17 protein-coding genes are annotated in these 19,705 nt (G+C 64.0%); all 17 read right to left on the reverse strand.

The window, feature by feature from the left end:
• Positions 1 to 10 precede the first annotated feature (10 nt).
• Positions 11 to 1,120 (reverse strand): DegT/DnrJ/EryC1/StrS family aminotransferase, encoded by a 1,110-nt coding sequence (locus A0W70_RS15125; protein ID WP_067563829.1) that lies wholly within the window; start codon positions 1,118 to 1,120, stop codon positions 11 to 13.
• A gap of 2 nt (positions 1,121 to 1,122) precedes the next feature.
• Complete coding sequence (locus A0W70_RS15130) at positions 1,123 to 1,725, reverse strand: N-acetyltransferase (protein ID WP_067563832.1); 603 nt, start codon at positions 1,723 to 1,725, stop codon at positions 1,123 to 1,125.
• 13 nt (positions 1,726 to 1,738) lie between these two features.
• A complete protein-coding gene (locus A0W70_RS15135; RefSeq protein ID WP_067563837.1) occupies positions 1,739 to 2,692 on the reverse strand; it encodes a Gfo/Idh/MocA family oxidoreductase in 954 nt (317 codons plus the stop codon).
• Positions 2,693 to 2,766: 74 nt separating this feature from the next.
• Complete coding sequence (locus A0W70_RS15140; protein WP_067563842.1) at positions 2,767 to 4,083, reverse strand: nucleotide sugar dehydrogenase; 1,317 nt, start codon at positions 4,081 to 4,083, stop codon at positions 2,767 to 2,769.
• The gene (locus A0W70_RS15145) at positions 4,080 to 4,454 is read right to left on the reverse strand and encodes a MarR family EPS-associated transcriptional regulator (RefSeq protein WP_067563846.1); all 375 of its coding nucleotides are present in this window, start codon (positions 4,452 to 4,454) and stop codon (positions 4,080 to 4,082) included. Before A0W70_RS15145 ends, A0W70_RS15140 begins: the two co-directional genes overlap by 4 nt.
• Positions 4,455 to 4,639: 185 nt before the next feature.
• Positions 4,640 to 5,146, reverse strand: coding sequence for a transcriptional activator RfaH (locus A0W70_RS15150; protein ID WP_067563850.1), 507 nt, complete (start codon positions 5,144 to 5,146; stop codon positions 4,640 to 4,642).
• Positions 5,147 to 5,501: 355 nt separating this feature from the next.
• On the reverse strand, positions 5,502 to 6,500 hold the full coding sequence (locus A0W70_RS15155) for a DUF2235 domain-containing protein (RefSeq protein WP_075109893.1): 999 nt from the start codon (positions 6,498 to 6,500) through the stop codon (positions 5,502 to 5,504).
• Positions 6,501 to 6,785: 285 nt separating this feature from the next.
• The gene (locus A0W70_RS15160; protein ID WP_067563852.1) at positions 6,786 to 8,153 is read right to left on the reverse strand and encodes an MBL fold metallo-hydrolase RNA specificity domain-containing protein; all 1,368 of its coding nucleotides are present in this window, start codon (positions 8,151 to 8,153) and stop codon (positions 6,786 to 6,788) included.
• A 532-nt stretch (positions 8,154 to 8,685) separates the two neighbouring features.
• The gene (locus A0W70_RS15165; RefSeq protein WP_067563857.1) at positions 8,686 to 10,605 is read right to left on the reverse strand and encodes a nucleoside-diphosphate sugar epimerase/dehydratase; all 1,920 of its coding nucleotides are present in this window, start codon (positions 10,603 to 10,605) and stop codon (positions 8,686 to 8,688) included.
• Between the two features lie 138 nt (positions 10,606 to 10,743).
• Positions 10,744 to 11,910 carry a DegT/DnrJ/EryC1/StrS family aminotransferase gene (locus A0W70_RS15170; RefSeq protein WP_067563861.1) on the reverse strand — a complete coding sequence of 389 codons (1,167 nt, stop codon included), beginning with the start codon at positions 11,908 to 11,910 and terminating at the stop codon, positions 10,744 to 10,746.
• Entirely contained in the window at positions 11,907 to 12,545 is a 639-nt protein-coding gene (locus tag A0W70_RS15175; RefSeq protein WP_083331060.1) for a sugar transferase, read from the reverse strand. Before A0W70_RS15175 ends, A0W70_RS15170 begins: the two co-directional genes overlap by 4 nt.
• Positions 12,538 to 13,401, reverse strand: coding sequence for a sulfotransferase family protein (locus tag A0W70_RS15180; RefSeq protein ID WP_067563866.1), 864 nt, complete (start codon positions 13,399 to 13,401; stop codon positions 12,538 to 12,540). Before A0W70_RS15180 ends, A0W70_RS15175 begins: the two co-directional genes overlap by 8 nt.
• Positions 13,398 to 14,525: a glycosyltransferase family 4 protein gene (locus A0W70_RS15185; RefSeq protein WP_067563869.1), complete on the reverse strand. Its 1,128-nt coding sequence runs from the start codon at positions 14,523 to 14,525 to the stop codon at positions 13,398 to 13,400. The genes A0W70_RS15180 and A0W70_RS15185 overlap by 4 nt, the downstream gene beginning before the upstream one ends.
• Positions 14,525 to 16,459, reverse strand: a complete 1,935-nt coding sequence (gene asnB / locus A0W70_RS15190; RefSeq protein ID WP_067563873.1) for an asparagine synthase (glutamine-hydrolyzing) — start codon at positions 16,457 to 16,459, stop codon at positions 14,525 to 14,527. The genes A0W70_RS15185 and asnB overlap by 1 nt, the downstream gene beginning before the upstream one ends.
• A complete protein-coding gene (locus A0W70_RS15195; RefSeq protein WP_070989950.1) occupies positions 16,460 to 17,623 on the reverse strand; it encodes a glycosyltransferase in 1,164 nt (387 codons plus the stop codon).
• Between the two features lie 154 nt (positions 17,624 to 17,777).
• A complete protein-coding gene (locus A0W70_RS17355) occupies positions 17,778 to 18,656 on the reverse strand; it encodes a sulfotransferase (RefSeq protein ID WP_075109894.1) in 879 nt (292 codons plus the stop codon).
• The gene (locus A0W70_RS15200; protein ID WP_067563880.1) at positions 18,649 to 19,515 is read right to left on the reverse strand and encodes a sulfotransferase family protein; all 867 of its coding nucleotides are present in this window, start codon (positions 19,513 to 19,515) and stop codon (positions 18,649 to 18,651) included. The genes A0W70_RS17355 and A0W70_RS15200 overlap by 8 nt, the downstream gene beginning before the upstream one ends.
• Positions 19,516 to 19,705: the final 190 nt, after the last annotated feature.

The following is a 19,705-nucleotide window of genomic DNA, read 5'->3' on the forward strand; positions in this document are numbered from 1 at the left end:
TCCGGATGCATCAGGCGGTGATTCTGTTTGCTGCCGTGCAGGCTGCGTCTACCACCTGCGCCGCATTGGATTCTTGCATATAAGGATGCATCGGGAGGCTGAGCACTTCCGATGCGGCTTTGCTTGACGCTTCCAGATTCCCTGATTCAGCCAGTCCAAACACAGGCTGGTGATGTAGTGGCACCGGATAGTGCACGGCGGTCGGTATGCCCGCTTCGTTCAGCGCACGTTGGACAGCGTCGCGCCTTTGGATGCGGATCGTATACTGGGCGTACGCGGAGGTGTTGCCTGCCGCGATGTGCGGAGGCGTGATTGCCCCGTCGGTCTGCTCGTTGATGAGCCTCGTGTAGGCTGCGGCGACCTGCTGGCGGCGCTCGATCTCGTCCGGGAAGATATCGAACTTGGCGAGCAGGATGGCGGCCTGCAGGGTGTCGAGCCGGCCGTTCACGCCGATACGGGTGTGGTGGTAGCGCCGCTCCTGCCCGTGCACGCGGATCTCACGCATGCGCTGGGCCAGGGTCTCGTCGTTCGTAAAGCAGGCCCCGCCGTCGCCGTAGCCGCCCAGCGGTTTGCTCGGGAAGAAACTGGTGCAGCCGATGGTGGTGAGGCCGCAGGAGGGCCGGCCGTTGTGGGTGGCGCCAAGGCTCTGGGCGCCGTCCTCGATCACGGGCAGTGCATGGCGGGCGGCGATTTCGTTGATCGTGTCGTAGTCCGCGCATTGACCGTACAGGCTGACGGGCATGATCGCGCGGGTGTTTTCCGTGATCGCCGGCTCGATGCGCTGCGGGTCGATGTTGTATGTCGCTGGGTCGATGTCGACGAATACAGGCGTGGCGCCGACCAGGGTGATGGCCTCGGCGGTGGCGATGAAGCTGAACGGGCTCGTGATGACTTCGTCACCGGGGCCGATCTCGAGCGCCATCAGCGCGATGACCAGCGCGTCCGTGCCGCTGGAGACGGTTATCGCGTGGCGCATGTTGGTGTAGCCGGCCAGCTTTTCTTCCAGCTCGCCGATCTCCGGGCCCATGATGTATTTGCCGTGGGCCAGCACGGCGTTGATCCGCCGGTCGATCTCGGGACGGATGCGCGCCTGTTGGGCGGCGAGGTCGATGAACTGCACGGTCAGCCACCCTCCGTGAGACTGCCGGCCTCGGCGAGCTGCATGGCGCCGTCCTGCAGGCGGTAAAGGTCGCCGGAGTACGGGCAGCGGTACTCGCCCTCGCCGTCGACCGGCAGCGGGATCTGCTCGCCGTAGCGGCTCATCCAGCCGATCTGCCGAGCTGGTACGCCGACCATGAGCGCGAAGGCCGGCACGTTGCGGTTAACCACCGCGCCGGCCGCTATGAAGGCGTGCTCGTCGACGGTGATGTCGCAGACGATGGTGGCGTTGGCACCGATGGTGGCGCCGCGGCGTACCAGCGTCGGGCGGTACTGGTCCTTGCGCGGCACGGCGGAGCGTGGGTTGTAGACGTTGGTGAATACCATGCTCGGGCCGCAGAAGACGTCGTCTTCCAGGGTGACGTCGTCGTATACGGAGACGTTGTTCTGGATCTTGACGTTGTTGCCGATGACTACGCGGTTGCCGACGAATACGTTTTGCCCGAAGGAGCAGCGTTCACCGATCTTTGCGCCGCCGCAGACGTGGACCCAGTGCCAGATCCTGCTGCCGGCTCCAATGCTCGCGCCTTCATCGACGATTGCGGTGTCATGCACCTTGTAATCCATATCCGGTACTCCTTCAGGCCGAGTGTGCGTGCAGCAGCGGGTGGTAGTCGCCCATCGCGCCTTCCGGGGTGGCGTGGCGGATGTCGGCGACCGTCTCGATCGCGACGCGGCTCTCGTCCACGCCGAAGCCATTACCGGCCAGGATCTGCTGGTAGCTCTGCGTGTGCAGGTCGGTGAAGCCGCCAGAGAATTCGATCTCCTCGCCATCGACGGTGATGCTGCGGTAGGTGCGCTTGCCCTCGCGGAGGGCGGCATCCGGCAGGTCGTTGGCATCGATCGAGAGGAACCAGCGCACGCGGGCGTGCTCGTACTCGAGATAGCCGGCCGCGCAGGTCTGCGAGTAGTGGTGCACGCGGTTCTCCTGCAGTTCCCCGAACATGAAGTGCAGCATGTCGTAGAAGTGCACGCCGATGTTCGTGGCGATGCCGCCGGATTTATGCTCGTCGCCCTTCCAGGACACCTGGTACCAGTGGCCGCGGGAGGTGATGTAGGTCAGATCCACTTCGTGCTTGCCCCAGCCGCGTTCCTGGGCGACGCGCTCGCGCAGGGCGATGATCGACGGGTGCAGGCGCAACTGCAGGATGGAGTGGACGCGACGACCGGTATCCGCCTCGATTTCCTTCAATCCGTCGATGTTCCAGGGGTTGAGGACGAGGGGCTTTTCGCAGATCGCGTCGGCACCGGTACGCAGCGCAAAGCGCACGTGCGAATCGTGCAGGTAGTTGGGCGAGCAGATGGAGACGTAGTCCACCTGGCGATCGTTGCTTTTGCGTCGCAGCTTGTCGAGATGGCGGTCGAAGCGCTCGAACTCGACGAAGAAATCGGCATCCGGGAAGTAGCTGTCGATGATGCCGACGGAGTCGTTCGTATCCAACGCGGCGACGAGGTTGTTGCCGGTGTCCTGGATGGCGCGCATGTGCCGGGGCGCGACGTAGCCGGCCGCGCCGATGAGTGCAAAGTTCTTCATGGTTGTGGCTTCTCCCTCCGTGTCCGTTTGCTGCCTGCAGCCGGCATCGATCGTGTTGATTCGATCGATGCCCTTCAGGCGCGAACGATGTGTGGTGCCGACCGGTTCCGGTAACGGCCCCGGGCGTCGATGATCAGTGGTGCCTCTTCCGCGAGCAGTTCGTAGTCGAAGTCGTCATGGTCGGTGACGATCAGGACCGCGTCGAAGTCCGCCAGCGTGCCCGGTTCGACGGGGGTGCTGGCCATATCGAAGGAATGCTTGCGCAATCGGGGCATTTGCGGAACGTGCGGATCCGAGTACGCGATCTCGGCGCCCTTGGCGCTGAGCATTTCCATGAGTTCCAGTGCCGGGGACTCACGCATATCGTCGACGTTCTTCTTGTAGGCGACGCCAAGCACTAGAATCCGGCTGCCGCGGATGGCGCGGCCGTGGTCGTTGAGGGCATCGGCCGTTTTCCCGAGCACCCAGGCCGGCATGGCGCTGTTGACCTCGCCTGCGAGCTCGATGAAACGCGTGTTGAGCCCGTACTCACGGGCCTTCCAGGTCAGGTAAAACGGGTCGATCGGGATGCAGTGGCCGCCGAGGCCCGGCCCTGGATAATACGGGACAAAACCGAACGGCTTGGTGGCCGCAGCATCGATCACCTCGTAGATATCAATGTCGATGCGATCCGCGACGGTTTTCATTTCGTTGACGAGGCCGATGTTGACCGCGCGGTGGATATTCTCCAGCAGCTTGGTCATTTCGGCCGCTGCCGGCGAACTGACGGGGACCACCCGATCGATGACGGCGCCGTAGAGATCGAGCGCCAGCTGGCGGCAGGCGTCGGTGACGCCGCCGCAGATTTTCGGGATGGTCCGAGTACTGAAGTTGGGGTTGGCCGGGTCCTCACGCTCCGGGGAGTAAGCGAGGAACAGTTCATGGCCGATGCGCAGGTCGTCGCGCGCCAGGCGCGGACCGAGTTCGTCCTCGGTGGTGCCCGGGTAGGTGGTGCTCTCGAGGCTGACGAGCTGACCGGCGCGCAGATGCGGGGCGATGCGCTCGGCCGTGCTCAGGACGAAGCCGAGATCGGGCTGGCGGTGCGTATCCAGCGGGGTGGGTACGCAGATAAGCATGGCGTCGGGCTCGCCTGCGCGGTCAAGATCCGCGGTGGCCTCGAAGCCGGCGTCGAGGGCGGCGCGGATGTCCGCGGCATCCAGATGCTCGATCGGGCTCTCGCCGCGGTTGAGTCTGGCGACCTTGCTCGCGTCGTTGTCGAAGCCGAGAACCTGGAAGCCTTCCTCAGCGAAGCGCACGACCAGCGGCAAGCCAACGTAACCGAGGCCGATGATGCCGATGACGGCCTCGCGGTCATGGATGCGTTGGCGGCTGGCGTGGAGGTGGTCCGTCAAGTTTTGCTCCTCTGGCTATAGGCGCGCGTTTCTTCGTGCGCGGCCTGCACTTCTCCGCGCAGGATCTCGATATCGGCGGCAATGCGCTCGTGCTCTTCCAGTTTGCGGGCGAGGAAGCGGCGCGCGACTTTCGTTTTCTCGACCATGCCGGTCGGCGTGAGGCGATAGAAGTACCCCGTCCTGTTACGGCTGTTGCCGAAATTGACCATTTTGATCCAACCGCGATCGATCAGGGCCCGGAGGCAGTAGTTGGCTTTGCCCAGACTGATGCCGAGTTCCGCAGCCAGTTCGCGCTGGCTCAGTTCCGGGTTCTGTTCCAGCAGCCTCAGAAGTCGGTATCGGGTTTCTGTGTCTAGTGGATTTGAGGGCATTGTTATTGGATCGCGGGCGTTTCAGCGGGCCCGGAGTGGGGGGCCGGACACGCTACCGCCAAGGCGGGATCCCCGAAAGGCCGCCTCCGAGTGTTCAACGATTGAACGTTCCATTAAATCATTGGGCATCCGCCGGAGCAAGTTGCAGGAGTCGGCGGTTGCGCCGCCCCCGAGGGCTCCGCGGGCTAACAGGGAACTAGATGGTGCGTGCTGAGACGGGTGGTCGCGCCCTGCCCCACGATGGCAAGCAGGAGGTCGACCCGGTCGCGGGCGGATTTTGCCTGGACGATGCCTTCGAGTCCAGCGAACGGGCCGTCGACCACGCGCACACGGCGCCCGGGCTGGAACTCGCCCGCGGACTCGATTGCGACGATGTTTTCCCCATCAGCCCGCGCGCGGAGGTCTTCGATCAGTCCCGCGGGGACAACGCTGGGCCGGTTGCCGAAACGCACCAGGCGGCTGACACCGATGGTGGCGTTGATGGGCGCCCAGTTGTCCACGTCGGTGTCGAGGCGCACGAACAGGTAGCGGGGGAACATGGCTTCGACGCGTTCGCGCCAGCGGCCGGCGTGGCGGATCTGGCGGCGGATGCGCGGGAGGAAGGCTGCGAAGCCCTGGCGTTCGAGGTGTTCGGCGGCGGTGGTTTCGCGGGCCGGTTTGGTGTGGACCAGGTACCAGGCTGGGTCGGTCATGGTGTCTTGGTCCTGCCGGGGGCGGTTCTTGGGCTGCGAAATATAACATTTTGGAGTGGGTGGTTGGAGCGCGGTTTGTCGGATATCGCTGCGCTCAACCCAACCTGCGGGGTGGTTGATTTCGATGCGTGGTGGGGCGCTGGGTGGCGGCGGAGGGCGGATGGAGATGTTATGCCGCTTGGGCGCGGTATCGCGAGCGAGCTCGCTCCTACATGACGTCTGCCACCGCGGTGGAACGTACCTGTGGGAACGAGCTTGCTCGCGATTGGGGCCTTTCACGTGGCCGCGACTTCGATCTGCCGGCTGGCTCCCTTTGGTTGCAAGCCGGCCTACTTTCTGGGCATTTCCTGGGCGATCAGCGGATCCATTGGAATTGGTCCGGGAGGACTTTGGGGTTGTAGTCGGTCCGGTTGATGCGTTTGCCGGTGGCGGTGTGGATGCGGGCTCGGGGTTCGATTTCGCGTGGGCGGTTGCCGAGAAAGAGGAGTCTGAGGGCGCGGCCCTTCCAGGTTTTCCATGGGCGATGCATCTGACCGGCGGGGTTCGGGGGCTGCGGTGGTTCGGCGGCGTCGTTGATCTGTAGGCCGGCCGCCGCGGCACGGTCGAGCATCCACTGGAGGCTGATCTCGGCGAGGCCGCGTTCGGCGTAGCCGCCGCCGATGTCGGCGTGGGCGCCGGGGAACCAGACCTGTTCGAGGGTCTGGTGGTCGTGTGCGCGGTGTTCTTCCCACAGGAGCGGTTCGAACTTCGGGCGGCGTTCGTCGATGGCGAGGGCGTGGTAGGCATGGGTGACCTCCGGACCGAGGCGGGCGTTGAAGAAGCGCCGGTTGCTGTAGAGGTAGCCGAGCGAGGCAACCGTGTCCCAGACGCCGATGCAGTGGACGGGGCATGGGCGGCCGTAGGTGGCGGCGAAGCCCGCGGCGGCTTTGTCGTTGCCCTGTTCGTTGTAGAGGCGGGTGGCGTAGCGGACGAGGTTGTCCTGTTCGGGGTATAGGATGCCGCACTTGGCGAGCATGCCGGCCAGGGCGCGCACGGCGTAGGCGCCGCGGCTGAAGCCGAACAGGAAAACGCGGTCGCCGGGGCGGTAGTGGCGCATGAGGAAGCGGTAGCCGTTTTCGATGTTCTCGGTGAGGCCGTGGCCGAAGAGTTTGCCGATGGTGATGCCGATTCTACCGCCGTCGATGAGGCCGAGCGGCGAGAAGGTGCCGACGCCGGGTTCGTAGCGGGCGATCTGGGTGGCGGAATCGGCCGCGAGGCGCTGGTAGAGGTGGACGACGTTGGTATTGACGGTGCCGTACTGGTTGGCGGTGCCATCGCAGCAGAAGACGAGGTTGCGGGGTTGGGGAGTGGTCATGGGCGTTCTTCCTTGAACGGGGCTCGGGTTGTCTGGGGCCATTGGCCGGCCTGTTGTCATGGTAATCGGTGCCGGGTGGCCATGCCAGTGGTGGGTTGGTGAGGTTGGTGGGACTTCGTGTGGGCGGGGTTCTCGCCGGGGTGCAGTGCTGGCGCTGGATTGCCGCGGTCGCTTCGCTCCCTCGCAATGAAGGTTGTTTCTTGTGCGGATAATCCGTCCGTGCGGGCTTTGTAGAGGTTGTGCCGTTGGGTTTCGCTGGCGCTCAACCCAACCTACGGGAATGGCCTACGGGTCTGGGATGATTCTGGTGATGTGCTGCAGGGATTCGGCCAGTGCGTGGCGGGCTTCGGGGTCGCCGTGGACGAGGCGGATTTCTTTGGGCGGCTGTTCGATGCCGTGGACGAAGTCTCTGAGATCCTGGGCGTCGGCGTGGGCGGAGTAGCCGTTGATGGTGTCGACGCCGGCCTGGATGGTGTAGCGGTGGCCGTCGAGTTCGACCTGGCCGCCCTGCCCGGCCTGCTGGATGGCGCGGCCGGGGGTGCCGGCGGCCTGGTAGCCGACGAACAGGATGTGGTGGCGTTCGTCTTCGAGCATGGCATGGAGGTAGTTGACGACGCGGCCGCCAGTGCACATGCCCGCGGCGGCCAAGACGACTGCCGGGCGGCCGCTCGCCGCCAGCATCGCGACCATACGTTGATGCTCTTCGTGGCTGTCGACGGTGTGCAGGCTGTCGAAATCGAGCGGATGGCGGGCGGTCTCGAGGCGCTGCTGCGCTTCGGCGTCCCAGAACGGGCGCAGTTCACGGTAGACCTCGGTGAAGCGGGCGGCCAGCGGGGAGTCGACGATGATGTCGAGCTGCGGCCATTCGCCCTCGCCGGCGTGGATCATCGCCTCTAGTTCGTACAGAAGTTCCTGGGTGCGGCCGATACTAAACGCCGGGATGATGACGGTGCCGCCATTGGTGTGCGCGCGTTCGATGGTGTTGCGCAGACGGGCGGTGCGATCTTCGCGGCCTTCGTGGCGACGGTCGCCGTAGGTGCTTTCGAGGACCAGGCGGTCCGCGCGGGTGGGCGGCTCCGGTGCGGGAAGCAGCGGCGCGCCGGGGGCGCCGAGGTCGCCGGAGAAGACGACGCGTTCGCCGCGTGCCTCTCCTGCCCCGCGAACGTCGATCTCGACGTAGGCCGAACCGAGGATGTGGCCCGCCCGCTGGAGGCGGACGCGGACTTCGCGTTCCGGGTCACTGATGACGGTGGTCCAGCGGTCATAGTCGAGCGGCTGCAGGCGGTCATCAACGGTGGCGAGGAAGCGCTCGATGAGATCGTGATCACGGGTGAACCCGATCTTGAGGGCGTCCTCTATGACCAGCGGCAGTAGACGGGCGGAGGGCGTGGAGCAGAGGATCGGACCGGTGTAGCCGGCGGCGAGGAGGTGCGGCAGGCGGCCGATGTGGTCGATATGCACGTGGGTGACGATCAGGGCCGCGATGTCGTCGACCGGGAAGTCGATGCGGTGGCGTTCCAGCGTGTCGGCTTCGCCGTGATCGGCGCCCTGGAAGAGGCCGCAGTCGATCAGCAGGGATTGCTGCGGGGTGATCTGCAGGCGGTGGCAGCTGCCGGTGACACCGGTGGCGCCACCGTGGTGGTGGATCTGCATGGGCTCTTCCCTGAGCGTGGGTAATGTGGGCGGGGATTAGAGCAGCAGCGACGCGTGGGGGCAAGGTGGCAGGAACACCGTAGGTTGGGTTCAGCGCCAGCGATACCCAACGCGTCGAGACGTAATCCATCGAACGACTCAACATGGCACCCGCGGATCGCTGGACGCGTTGGGTTTCCTTCGTCAACGCAACCTACGGAGCCGATGAGCCCGATGCCTCGTGCGGATGCGATCTCCAGCAAGCTCGCTCCTTCAATGACGGTGGCGGTGGATTATCGGGTGGGCCGGCTTTGTCCGGCGCCGCTCGCGTTCAAGGCATGCACCGAGATCTGTCGCTTGGGAATGCCGGGATTGGGCGGTGATACTCCCCGGCCGGGACCCAATGCCCCTGGACCGTGCAAAGCTGGCCTACGAATGAGAGGGACTTGAGTCTGGGCGCGTTTGCGAAGGACGAAAACGGGTGCGGTTTCGGTTGTGGTGGGCGCGGGCGCTTCGGGCCTGCTGCGCGCGTTCGCCTTCGGCGAAAACGCGCCTACGGGGTCGCGTCAGCGTTTTGCGGTTCGGTTGTGGCGATCGCCATGAGGCGAGCGCGGACGTTGTCGTGGCCGGGGGTGGTGCAGAGGTTTTTCAGTTCCTGGATGCGGGACTCGAGTTCGGGCCAGGGGAGGCCTGTCTCGTGGGCGCGGACGATCATGTCGTGGCTGGTGGGTTTGGCGCTGGCGGGATCCCCGGTGAGCAGTTCTTCGTAAAGCTTCTCGCCAGGGCGAAGGCCGGTGAATTCGATCTCGATGTCACCTTCCGGGTTGCTTTCATTGCGGACTTCGAGGCCGCTGAGGCGGATCATGCGGTGAGCCAGGTCGAGCACGCGCACGGGTTCGCCCATATCGAGGACGAAGATGTCGCCGCCATCGGCCATCGCCCCGGCCTGGAGGATGAGCTGGGCGGCCTCCGGGATGGTCATAAAGTAGCGGATGACGTCCGGGTGCGTGACCGTGAGCGGACCGCCGCGGCGGATCTGATCGCGGAATACGGGGACGACCGAGCCGGAAGAGTCGAGGACGTTGCCGAAGCGCACGGCACACAGGCGCGTCGGACTGTCGCCTTCGCGGGCCAGGGCGCTGACGGTAAGCTCCGCGAGGCGCTTGCTGGCGCCCATGACGTTCTCCGGGTTAACGGCCTTGTCCGTGGAGACGAGGACGAAGGTCCGAACCCCGGTGGCCTGCGCCGCGCGGACGGCGGCGAGCGTGCCGAAGAGATTGGTGTGGAGGCCCTGCACCGGGTTGGCTTCGACCAGAGGGACGTGTTTGTACGCGGCGGCATGGTAGACGGCCTCCACGGCGTGCGTGCGCATGACCATCTCGAGGTGCTGTTGGTCCAGTACATCGCCGAGCACGGGCAGGATCTCGATCCCGCGTCCGTCCGCTTCCGCCAGCCCCCGCAGTTCGCGTTCGATGCGGTACAGCGGGAATTCGGCGCGCTCGAACAGGACGATCCGACGCGGGCCGCGCTGGACGATCTGGCGGCTGAGTTCGGATCCGACGGAACCCCCGGCGCCGGTGACCATCAGCACGCGCCCGCTGATACAGCCATCGAGCAGTGCCGTATTCGGCGGCACGGGCGGGCGGCCCAGGAGGTCGTCCGCTTCGATATCGCGTAACTGGTCGATACCAGCGGCGCCGCTGACGATCTCGGCGAGGCCCGGAATCGTGCGCACCCGGACCGGATACCGTTCGAGCAGCGAGATGACCTCGCGCCGGCGTACGCGCGAGGCCGACGGGATGGCCAAGAAGACCTGGTGGACGCCGAAGCGTTTGATGAGTCGTTCAATCCTGTCCGGCGAGTGGACGGTCACGCCCCGGATTTCCGTGCCGTGCATGGAGGGATCGTCATCGATGAAACCCACGACCCGAAAGGCATCGCCGTGCTCCAGCAGCCCCGCAAGCTGTATACCGGCCATGCCGGCTCCGTAGATCAGGACCGGTTGACGATCCCGGCGCGCCACGCCCGGTCGGGGGAGTAGGCCTCGCGCCAGGAAGCGCGCGCCACCGAGGCCACCGGCGACGAGGAACCAGTAGATGAAGTAGCTGGAGCGCGGGACGCCCTCGTAGCGGAACAGCAGCACGAGCCCCGCGAATACGCCCACCGATACGGTCGCGCCCTTGAGCATTGCGATGATCGCGGGCGTGCCCATGAGACGGACGACGCTGCGGTAGACGCCGGCGAGATAGAGACCGGGCAAACTGAGTAGCGGGACGGCGACCACCAGCCAGGCGACATCGAGGAAGCGCTGCGGCAACGGCTCGTCGAGGCGCAGGGCGAAACTCGCCCAGAACGCGACGGCCATCACGATGAGATCGGTACCGGCGAGGACCACGCGCTTGCCACCGCGCGGCAGGTGCGTGAGCGCCTGCCCGAATCGTGCAATGCGTGCGCCGAATTCCGTAGCCGTCATGCGTGATCGCCGTGTCGTTTCATGCGGTGTGGACTGGTCCGTTCGTTGCCGGGGCGTATCGCCTTCGGCTGGATAACGCCGTAGGTCGGGGTCAGCCCGACAGATCAATGGCGTGCACCTGTCGGGTTAAATCCCGACCTACGGACTCCCCGTTGCCTGGCGGACTGCTGCTGCGACTCGCGCGCCCATTGTTCGCACTTCATCCGGCCCGAGCGTCGGGTGCACCGGCAATGCCAGCGCGGTATCCGCCAATTGCTTCGCCACGCGCAGCCTTTTGGCCGGCGCGATTCCGGTATTGCGGAACGCCGCTTCCCGATAGATCTCCGGGCAACTCCCCTGCGCACAGGGTACCCCGTCCGCCTGCAGCGCGCTCATGATGGTATTGCGGTCGCTGCCCGGGCTGAGCCGTTCCGGGCGCACGAATGCGTAAAAGCGGTAACGGGCGTGGCCCACGTGAACTGGCGGGATCGGCACATCCAGCGTATCGAGCGGCGTCAGCAATTCTTCGAGCAATGCCGCGTTGCGGCGGCGAAGTTCAAGCCAACCGTCGAGCTTCCGCAGCTGGATCCGGCCGATCGCCGCCTGCATCTCGGTCATGCGCGCATTGGTACCGAATGACGCATGCTGCCAACGGAACCCGGGCGGGTGCTCGTGTTCATACACCGCATCCCAGGCCTTGCCGTGATCCTTGCGGCTCCATGCCCGGTGCCACGCGGCTTGGTCGTGGAGCAGCAGCATACCGCCCTCGCCGCCCGTGGACATGATCTTGTCCGTGCAGAAGGAAAAGGCGGCCGCATCACCGAACGACCCCACCGGCTGACCATTCCAGGTGGCGCCGTGTGCCTGGGAACAGTCCTCGATCAGATACAGCCCGTGCTCCTCGGCCAGCGCGCGGAACCCATCCATGTCGCAAGGCCAGCCCCCGAGGTGGACCGGCAGCACCGCCCGCGTCCGGGGCGACAGCACGGTGCGTGCCGACTCCGGGGTGATATTCTGGCTATCCGGGTCGATATCCGCGAACACCGGATGCGCACCCGCGTTGACGACACACGCAACGGAGGCGATGAAGCTGCGCGGCGTGACAATCACCTCGTCTCCGGGCCCGATCCCTAGCGCGTGTAGCGCGAGCTCGAGCGCGAGCGTGCCGTTGGCGACGGCGATGGCATGCGCCGCGCGACAGTAGTCGGCGAATTCACGCTCGAAGGCGCGGCCTTCGTCGCCATTCCAGTAGTTGACGCGGCCGGACGCGAGAACACCCTCCACGGCAGCGACTTCGTCTTCTTCATGATGCGGCCATGGACTCATGCGAACAGGGTCTTCCATAAGTAATAGAGGTCACGTCGAAACGACCAGTTGCGCACGTACTCACGATTGAGGCGGACCTTGTCCGGCCAGAGCACGTCACGATTCCAGGCCTCCGGATCACCGACCGCCGCCAGTAACGCCTCCTCATCGCGATATTTCAATGTGGCCGGCCCGGTAATGCCGGGGCGCACCGTCAGGATCAAGCGATCGCCGCCGTTCAGTTCGTCGGCGAAGCCCGGGACATCCGGTCGCGGACCAACCAGACTCATGTCGCCTTTCAGTACGTTGATCAGCTGTGGCAGTTCATCGAGTTTCGTCCGCCGGAACACTCGTCCGAGACGGGTGATCCGTGCGTCCGCGCTCGTCGTGACGTTCGTGGGTTCCGATGCGTCGCTCCGCATCGTGCGCAATTTGATCACGCGAAAGGGGCGGCCCCGGTGCCCCACCCGCTCCTGCGTAAAGAAGCCGTTCGCACGAGTGTCGAGCGTGGCGGCAATCCAGGCAAACAGGATCAGCCAGAAAGTCAGCACGAGAACGACCACGGCAACGAGCAGATCGAATCCGCGTTTGGCGGTGGCCTGAGGAGAGGACAGGCCCTCCGTACGCTCCACCGTTGTCCGCGCGGTCTCATGCATAACCGAATCGCTGCAGCGTATTCCCGAGGAGCGGCTCGAGCCGCTGGCGCGCTTCGGTATCCAGCCTGTCACGGCCTTTGCCGATGCTGTCCGCCCGGACGCCCACGACGGCTTCGGCACGATTCTCGCCGGATACATCGAGATCGAGGAATGCCGTTATCCGGGCCAGTTCCGCTTCCGGATCACGCACGAAATCCTCGTAGACAATTTCCATCCAGCGGTGCGCAGCCATTGTTTCGAGTGCACCATGCGCGGCCTCGAGACACTGTCGCCACTGCAGCGCGCAGATTTCGTCAAGCGGATGCCGCGCAAGCAGTTCCGGCATGCCGTCGAGTCTCGGTCCCCAAGAGGCCAGCCGCCGTTCGGGCGAAAACAGGCGATACCCCCGATGCCACAGATAACGGCCGCCATAATACGGCAGGTCGGTCAGCGGGACGAAACGGGCCTTGCGGGCGAGGTAGGGGACATCCAGCGGGGCTTTCCAGCGTTCCATGGCCGAGCCGATCGCGTCGAACCCGTTTCGCCGGATGAACAGGTAACGGGCTTCGGGGACCACCGCATCGACGAACGGTACTCGCAACGAGTTCGCGCAGGTCTTCTCGACCACCGTCGACGCACCATAACGCCGCGCGACCCGGTCGAACCGGGCCCGGATGTAACGGCGCACGCGAGGGCGCGCCATGGACACCCCGAACGCATCGGAAGGGTATCGAAGGTTGCCATGACGCCAGATGTAGTTGATCTCGTCGGCCGGCCATGTCGCGACCCCCGGCAAATGGACGAGGACATCCCGCAGCATGTTGGTGCCGGAACGCGGTGCGCCAATGATGATGACCGGCCGCGCAGCGAGACTCATATCGGGATCCCCAGATCGCGGTAGATGGAGAGGTACTGGTCCTCTATCGCGTGCACGTCGAACGATTCTTCGACCATGCGCCGTGCCGCCCTCCCCATCGCCCGGCGCCGGACTCCGTCTTCGAGCAGCGCGGTCACGCGCCCGGTCAGCGCATCCACGTCCCCCTCCGAAACCAGACAACCGGTTTCGCCATCGAGCACGGCCTCGCGCACACCGGGTGCGTCGAAGGCGACCGCCGGCAGTCCGGTCGCGGCAGCCTCGAGCACGACGCGGGGCAGGCCTTCGCGATATCGGGAAGGGAAAAGGAAGACATCGGCTTCGGCCAGCACGGGGCGAACGTCCGCAAGACGGCCCAAGTATTCGATATGCTCTTGCGCCTTCACCCATTCAGCGGTAAGGCCATCCGGATGGGCCGGCTCTTCCTCGCCGGCGAGCAGGAAATGGGCATCCGGCCAGCGTTCACGGATCCGGGCTGCTACCGTCGCGAACTCGAGGATACCTTTCTGTCGCAACAGGCGTGCGAGCATCACCACGACCGGCGCCGTATCGCTCCGGTGGCTGCGATCGACCGGCACGAACCGCTCCAGGTCCACCCCCGAGCCCGCGATCAGCCACGCGCGCCCGTCGCTGATCCAGCCCCGCTCGAGAAAGAGCCGGTAATCATCCCGGTTCTGGAATATTCCGGCGTCCGCCCGCCGCATACCGGCGGCATACCCCCAGCCGGCGAGCCGTGCCGCGAGGCGGCCACCGGCGAACGTCCGTCCCAGGCCGGTAATCGTGTTCACAATCCGGACGGAATCGCCGAGTACCCGCCGGGCCGCCACGTTACCGAAAATGACCGGTCGGGCATGGAAATGCTGAATGAGTGCGGGCTGCCATCGGCAGTATATGGCCAGCAACCGGCGAAACGCCCGGAGATCCGAGACCGGCGCCAGTCCCCCGCGCCTGAATATCACTGGCTCCAGGCGCGCGCCCGAGGCGCAGAGCGATCGGCTCTCCGCGTCGTCGGCCGTGACAAGGATGACATCCCACCCAGCGTCAAGAAATCGCCGGATCAGACCGCTGCGGGAGCTGGTCAGGGCATAGCCGCGATTGGCGACAAAGGCCACGCAACGTGACGTCATTACGACCCTGTCTCCGCGAGCCACGCCTGGAACATGAGCACGTCCCAGAGGTAGTAATGCCAGCGCCGTTTGCCGGACACGTGCTCCTCCCACATCGTCCGAATGGGCCCCGGGTCGAAGTATCCCTCGTCCCGCAGGCGCCGCTCATCCAGCAAATCCTCGGCCCAGTCGCGCAACGGGCCTCGCAGCCAGTGTTCGATCGGCACACCGAAGCCCATTTTGGGGCGGTCTACCAGTTCCCTTGGAACGTAGCGATCGAGCACCTGCCGCAACAACCATTTGCCCTGCCCCTGCCGGTACTTGAGGTGAGTTGGCACCCGCCAGGCAAACTCCACGATGCGGTGATCGAGCAACGGTACTCTGACCTCGAGGCCCACGCCCATGCTGGCGCGATCGACTTTGGTCAGAATATCGTCCGGGAGATACGTCATCATGTCGAGATACAACATGCGTTCGCGGAGACCGGGCAGATCCGGTAACCGGCCCGGATTGCCCAGGATCGTCTCCGGCTCGTGGCCGCCGATGACGAGCTGACTGGGGTTGCTGAAGTGCGACACGAGCTCGCGGTACAGGACTTCGCCGCTGGCATGGCCGAGGACTTCCGCGAGCTTCGGCAGGCGATCGGCGAAATGGTTGATCCGCAGCGCCCTCGGCAGCAACGACATCACCTTTTCCATTGCCCGCCCGGGGGCATGAGTCAGTGCAAAACTGGCGGCGCGCCGCAATGGCGCTGGCACGCGGCTCACTTGCCCCCACAGTTGCGCGGCTTTCACATACCGTTCATAACCATGGAAGAGTTCATCGCCACCGTCGCCGGAGAGCGCGACCGTCACGTGCCTGCGGGCGAGCTGGCTGACGAGGAAGGTGGGGATCTGTGAAGAATCCGCGAACGGTTCGTCGTACAGGGTGGGCAGCCGCGGTATGACCGCCATCGCCTCTTCCGGCGTTACGTAGAGTTCAGTGTGATTCGTCCCCAGGTAATGCGCTACGGCTTTCGCCTGGTTCGCTTCGTTGTATTCCTGCTCGTGAAAGCCGATGGAGAAGGTGTTTACCGGCCGTTCACTCTGCGCCTGCATGCACGCCGCGACGACGGTCGAATCATAGCCGCCGGAAAGCAGCGCACCGAGCGGCACATCCGCGACCATCTGGCGTCCGACGGAATCGCGCAGGAGCCGATCCAGTTCTTCGATCAGATCCGCTGGTTCCCCACCGGCCCGGGCCGTTCCTTGTTCTGCGATCCACGCGAGATCCCAGTAGCATTCGGGCTCACCGACTGCCCTGCCATCTTCGCGCACGACAAGGTAATGCGCCGGCGGGAGTTTCGCGATCCCCTGATAGATACTCCAAGGCGCCGGCACACGATTATGGCGCAGATAGAGGCTTAGCGCCTCCCGATCAACCGCGCCACGCCACTCCGGGTGCGCCGCCAGTGCCTTGAGCTCCGAGCCGAAGAGGAATGTATCGCCGCTACGGCCATAATAGAGCGGCTTCTCGCCCATACGGTCTCGGGCCAGAAACAGCGTGCGTTCGACCGTGTCCCACAGCGCCAGCGCGAACATCCCGTTGAGCCGGGGTAACGCGTCGGGTGGCCCCCAGTGACGCAGGGCCGCAAGCAGCGTTTCCGTATCCGAATGCCCGCGCCAGGCGAAGTAGCCACCTTCCCGCTCCAGTTGGGCGCGCAGATCCTCATGGTTGTAGATTTCGCCATTAAAGACCAGCACGTAGCGTCCGCAGGGCGATTTCATGGGCTGGCGGCCGGCGGGCGAAAAATCGAGTATCGAAAGACGGCGATGAGACATCGCCAAGCCGGCCGATCCGTCCGTCCAGGTGCCGGCATCGTCCGGTCCGCGCGTCTGAATCCGGCGCGCCATCCGTTCCACCACGGCGGCATCCGGGGCGCTGTTTGACGACCAGAAGCCCGCGATGCCGCACATTCACAAAGGCCCTCTCGGCGTGCGCGTTCCCTCGAATCGCGCCCGCAGCAACTGTCGCTCAAGCGCATCGTACTGATGGATCATCATATTCATTCCAAAACAGGCTTCGACCCGCTCTCGGGCGGCCACCCCCAAGGCCCGAAGTTCGTCCGGGGTCCGCTCCAGCATAGACGTCAACCCACGGAAGAGGGCCGCATCGTCGCGCGGCGCCACTACACAACCGGTCTCACCGATGAGGGCGGCGCTGTCCCCGACATCAGTCGCGACACAGGGAACCCCGCGGGCCATCGCTTCGCCAAGCACGTTCGGGAACGCCTCCCCCCGGCTGCTCAGGCAGAGCACATCCATGGCCCGCATGAGGTCCTGCGCATCCGTTCGCGCGCCCAGAAATCTGAAGCGGGATTCGAGAGTCTTCGGTATCAGCGCCGTCAACTCCGCGTTATCGGGCGTGACGCCTTGACCGATCAACACGACATACACGTCGTCCCGCGTTTGGGCAATACGCACAGCAGTCCGCAAAAAGCCGGCATGATCCTTCATCGGATGGAAACGCGCTACATGACCGACAACTAATGCATCCTTAGGCAGATCCACCGAGGCGCGCACTTCCGCCATCGTACCCAGATCGGGCGGCGAAGCCGGGAGGTCAAAGCCATTCGGAATGACGCGTCCTTTCCCAGAACAAAAACCGAAAGTCTCATGCTGTTCACGCGCGCGGTGACTGTTATAGATAAGCGCCTCCGGCGCCCCGGAGAGTCGGCGGTTCCAGCGAAGAACCTGGCGGGTAAGGGGTTTCTCGGCGGACGGATCGGAGAGACTATGTCGGATGTTCCAGGCGAGCGCGGGGCGCCCAGGGGCCAAATTACGGGCAAGCCACGCAGCAAGATTGCCGTGGTACATCCAGCCATGTATGCAGTCGGGGCGAGTTTTTCGTACAACGGCGTTCAAGCGAGCCAAAGCGGCCGGCCCCGGTAAACCGCGCCGCATGCCCAGCGTATATACGCGAACACCGAGCGCACGTATACGGGAGCCATAAGTCCCTTCGTCGCCCAAAGAAAGCACCGTCACACGGCCAGATTCACTCGTGCCGTGCACCAGTACACGATGGAGCACCTGCTGCGCGCCGCCCGTTGCAAGTCCCGTAATCACGTGTAGGACGCTCATCGCCGGACAATCAGTCGATCACGATTATATGGTTGCGATATCGCTGTCGATAACGACATCCACCTTGGAACATCCTTGTGCCTACCCACATGGTTTCCCGAGTTCGCACCCCGTAATCGGGGGATGCCTTGGCGACCAGCCCCGAACGCATCATTCAGCATCCATAATGCCTGTACAGCCGGTCAAGCAGACGGTATGCCAAGCGGTCCGGCGCCCCAGCGACCAAGCCAGCGCCCGCATTGACCATTACCGTACGTTGCATCCGCAGCCGATTACCGGCACATAAATGACCCACCCGAATCTCTCCATGAATCCGCGCATCCGCGCATAACTTTCTGATCGTGTCAGTCGGATTATCCACCAGATGCTCATATCTTATCCTTCTGGATTCGCAACGGCTCAGCCGGATACACACTTGGCACGCCCAATTGATGATCAGCCAATACACTGCGGTTCTGACCCTTGACCGAGGCGGAATATCCCTTTGGACTCCTTTCTCATGCGCCTTATCATGACCTCGACTCAGGGATTCGATAACCGCCCACGGATGCCGAACAAGATGCACGACCATCACCCCGCCCCTAAGTGCCCGAGCCGTATGGATGAGATTCACGGGGCTCTTCGATGAGTCAACGATAACCTGCCCTGCCAGGTCACTCGTAAGAACCTCGAGTAAACGCCGCTTATTATCGAGATACCACCGGTAGCTCCAACTTCGCATCGGGCCCAGAATCGCATACCATGCCCGGGCGCCGACTGGATGCGTGTATTCTAGTTCCATCCTGGCGAATCGTTTGATACCCTCTTGATCCAGATTGCTATCCGCCGCCCATCGCTCAACGACCCGATGCCAGACCGGGCACTCATTCAGCCGCCTCCCACACGAGCACAATTCGCCGGCCAAATATGCCGGTATAAGTCGCCTAAGCTCTCCGCACGAACAATATCCTTCCTGATGCCCGATCAGTATATCCAACAACGTCGAGCCGCTACGTCCGGCACCGGCCACATATATCAGATCCGGCTTAATCATGATCTCCCGTATCGGCCATGCCGTTGATTTCTGATCGAAGTCGCTCGGGAATGGTTCTTCGTGGAACCGTTTTGATGTTAAAGCGTTTCACAGCGGAGACAATCCCGAGCGACCCGACGCCCAACGCCGACTTCGCCCGCCTCGCGAGACCGCTGCCGATTTTTTGTCTGTTTGCGGCATGAAGAAGTCTGCCGAGTACCCGGCTCCGGTGCGCTTTCCGTACGTTTACCGGCGGGAAATCCTCTCTCCCATTATCTTCTATATCCAAAAACTCAAGCGTCTTACGGTAAACCGACCCCGCGTCCGCGACCAAGGCTTCATAATTCAGGATGAGAACATTTTCATCACCGAACCGTTCAACATAGCGAACCGCGTACTCACGCATTCGAATTAGTTCGCGATACCGTGTTCTCCACCCTGGGATCTCCTCGATTGTGTTTGCGGGGATTCCAGCCTTACGTTTCCGTTCACGCTCCCAAGCCCTTTCCAGTTCCGGATCGGCCTCGTACCCGCCGAAGACCAACTGGGCATGCAGGGAGGCCACGAACTCCGCCGGCTCCCGAACCAGGATGATAATTTTCGCGAACGGGTTGTACCGGAATATCTCCTCACGAGCATGGTCCGAAAAAAGGTACCATACCGAGGCCTCACCACTGACGATGCAGTTATGTCCTTTTTCGAGAATCGCGCGATAGTGCGCCAGAGTTGTAATTTTCCGGTGACGGTCCTTTTCGCATAGGAAGAAATGCGGTTCCTTCGGACTGGTTACATATATATCCGGGTGCTCCCCGAGATACTGCGCCAGCGCCGTGGTCCCGCACTTGGGGGCCCCAACAATGAGAAAGTTCAGATCATCCATTTATCACTTCGCAGCCTGTTCGCGTGCGGTATGAGTGTTCTATCCTTCACTACGCCGCTCCCTACACACCACCGAGACCAGCGCCGCTCGTGCCCTGATGACCCCGCAGGCGGACCGGCCGCAGGATATCCATCAATACCTAGAGCAGGTGGACCGACAGGCCATCACCCGGCGACGGGGCGGCGCCGTC

The sequence above is a fragment of the Halofilum ochraceum genome (assembly GCF_001614315.2).
GTDB classification, from domain to species: domain Bacteria; phylum Pseudomonadota; class Gammaproteobacteria; order XJ16; family Halofilaceae; genus Halofilum; species Halofilum ochraceum.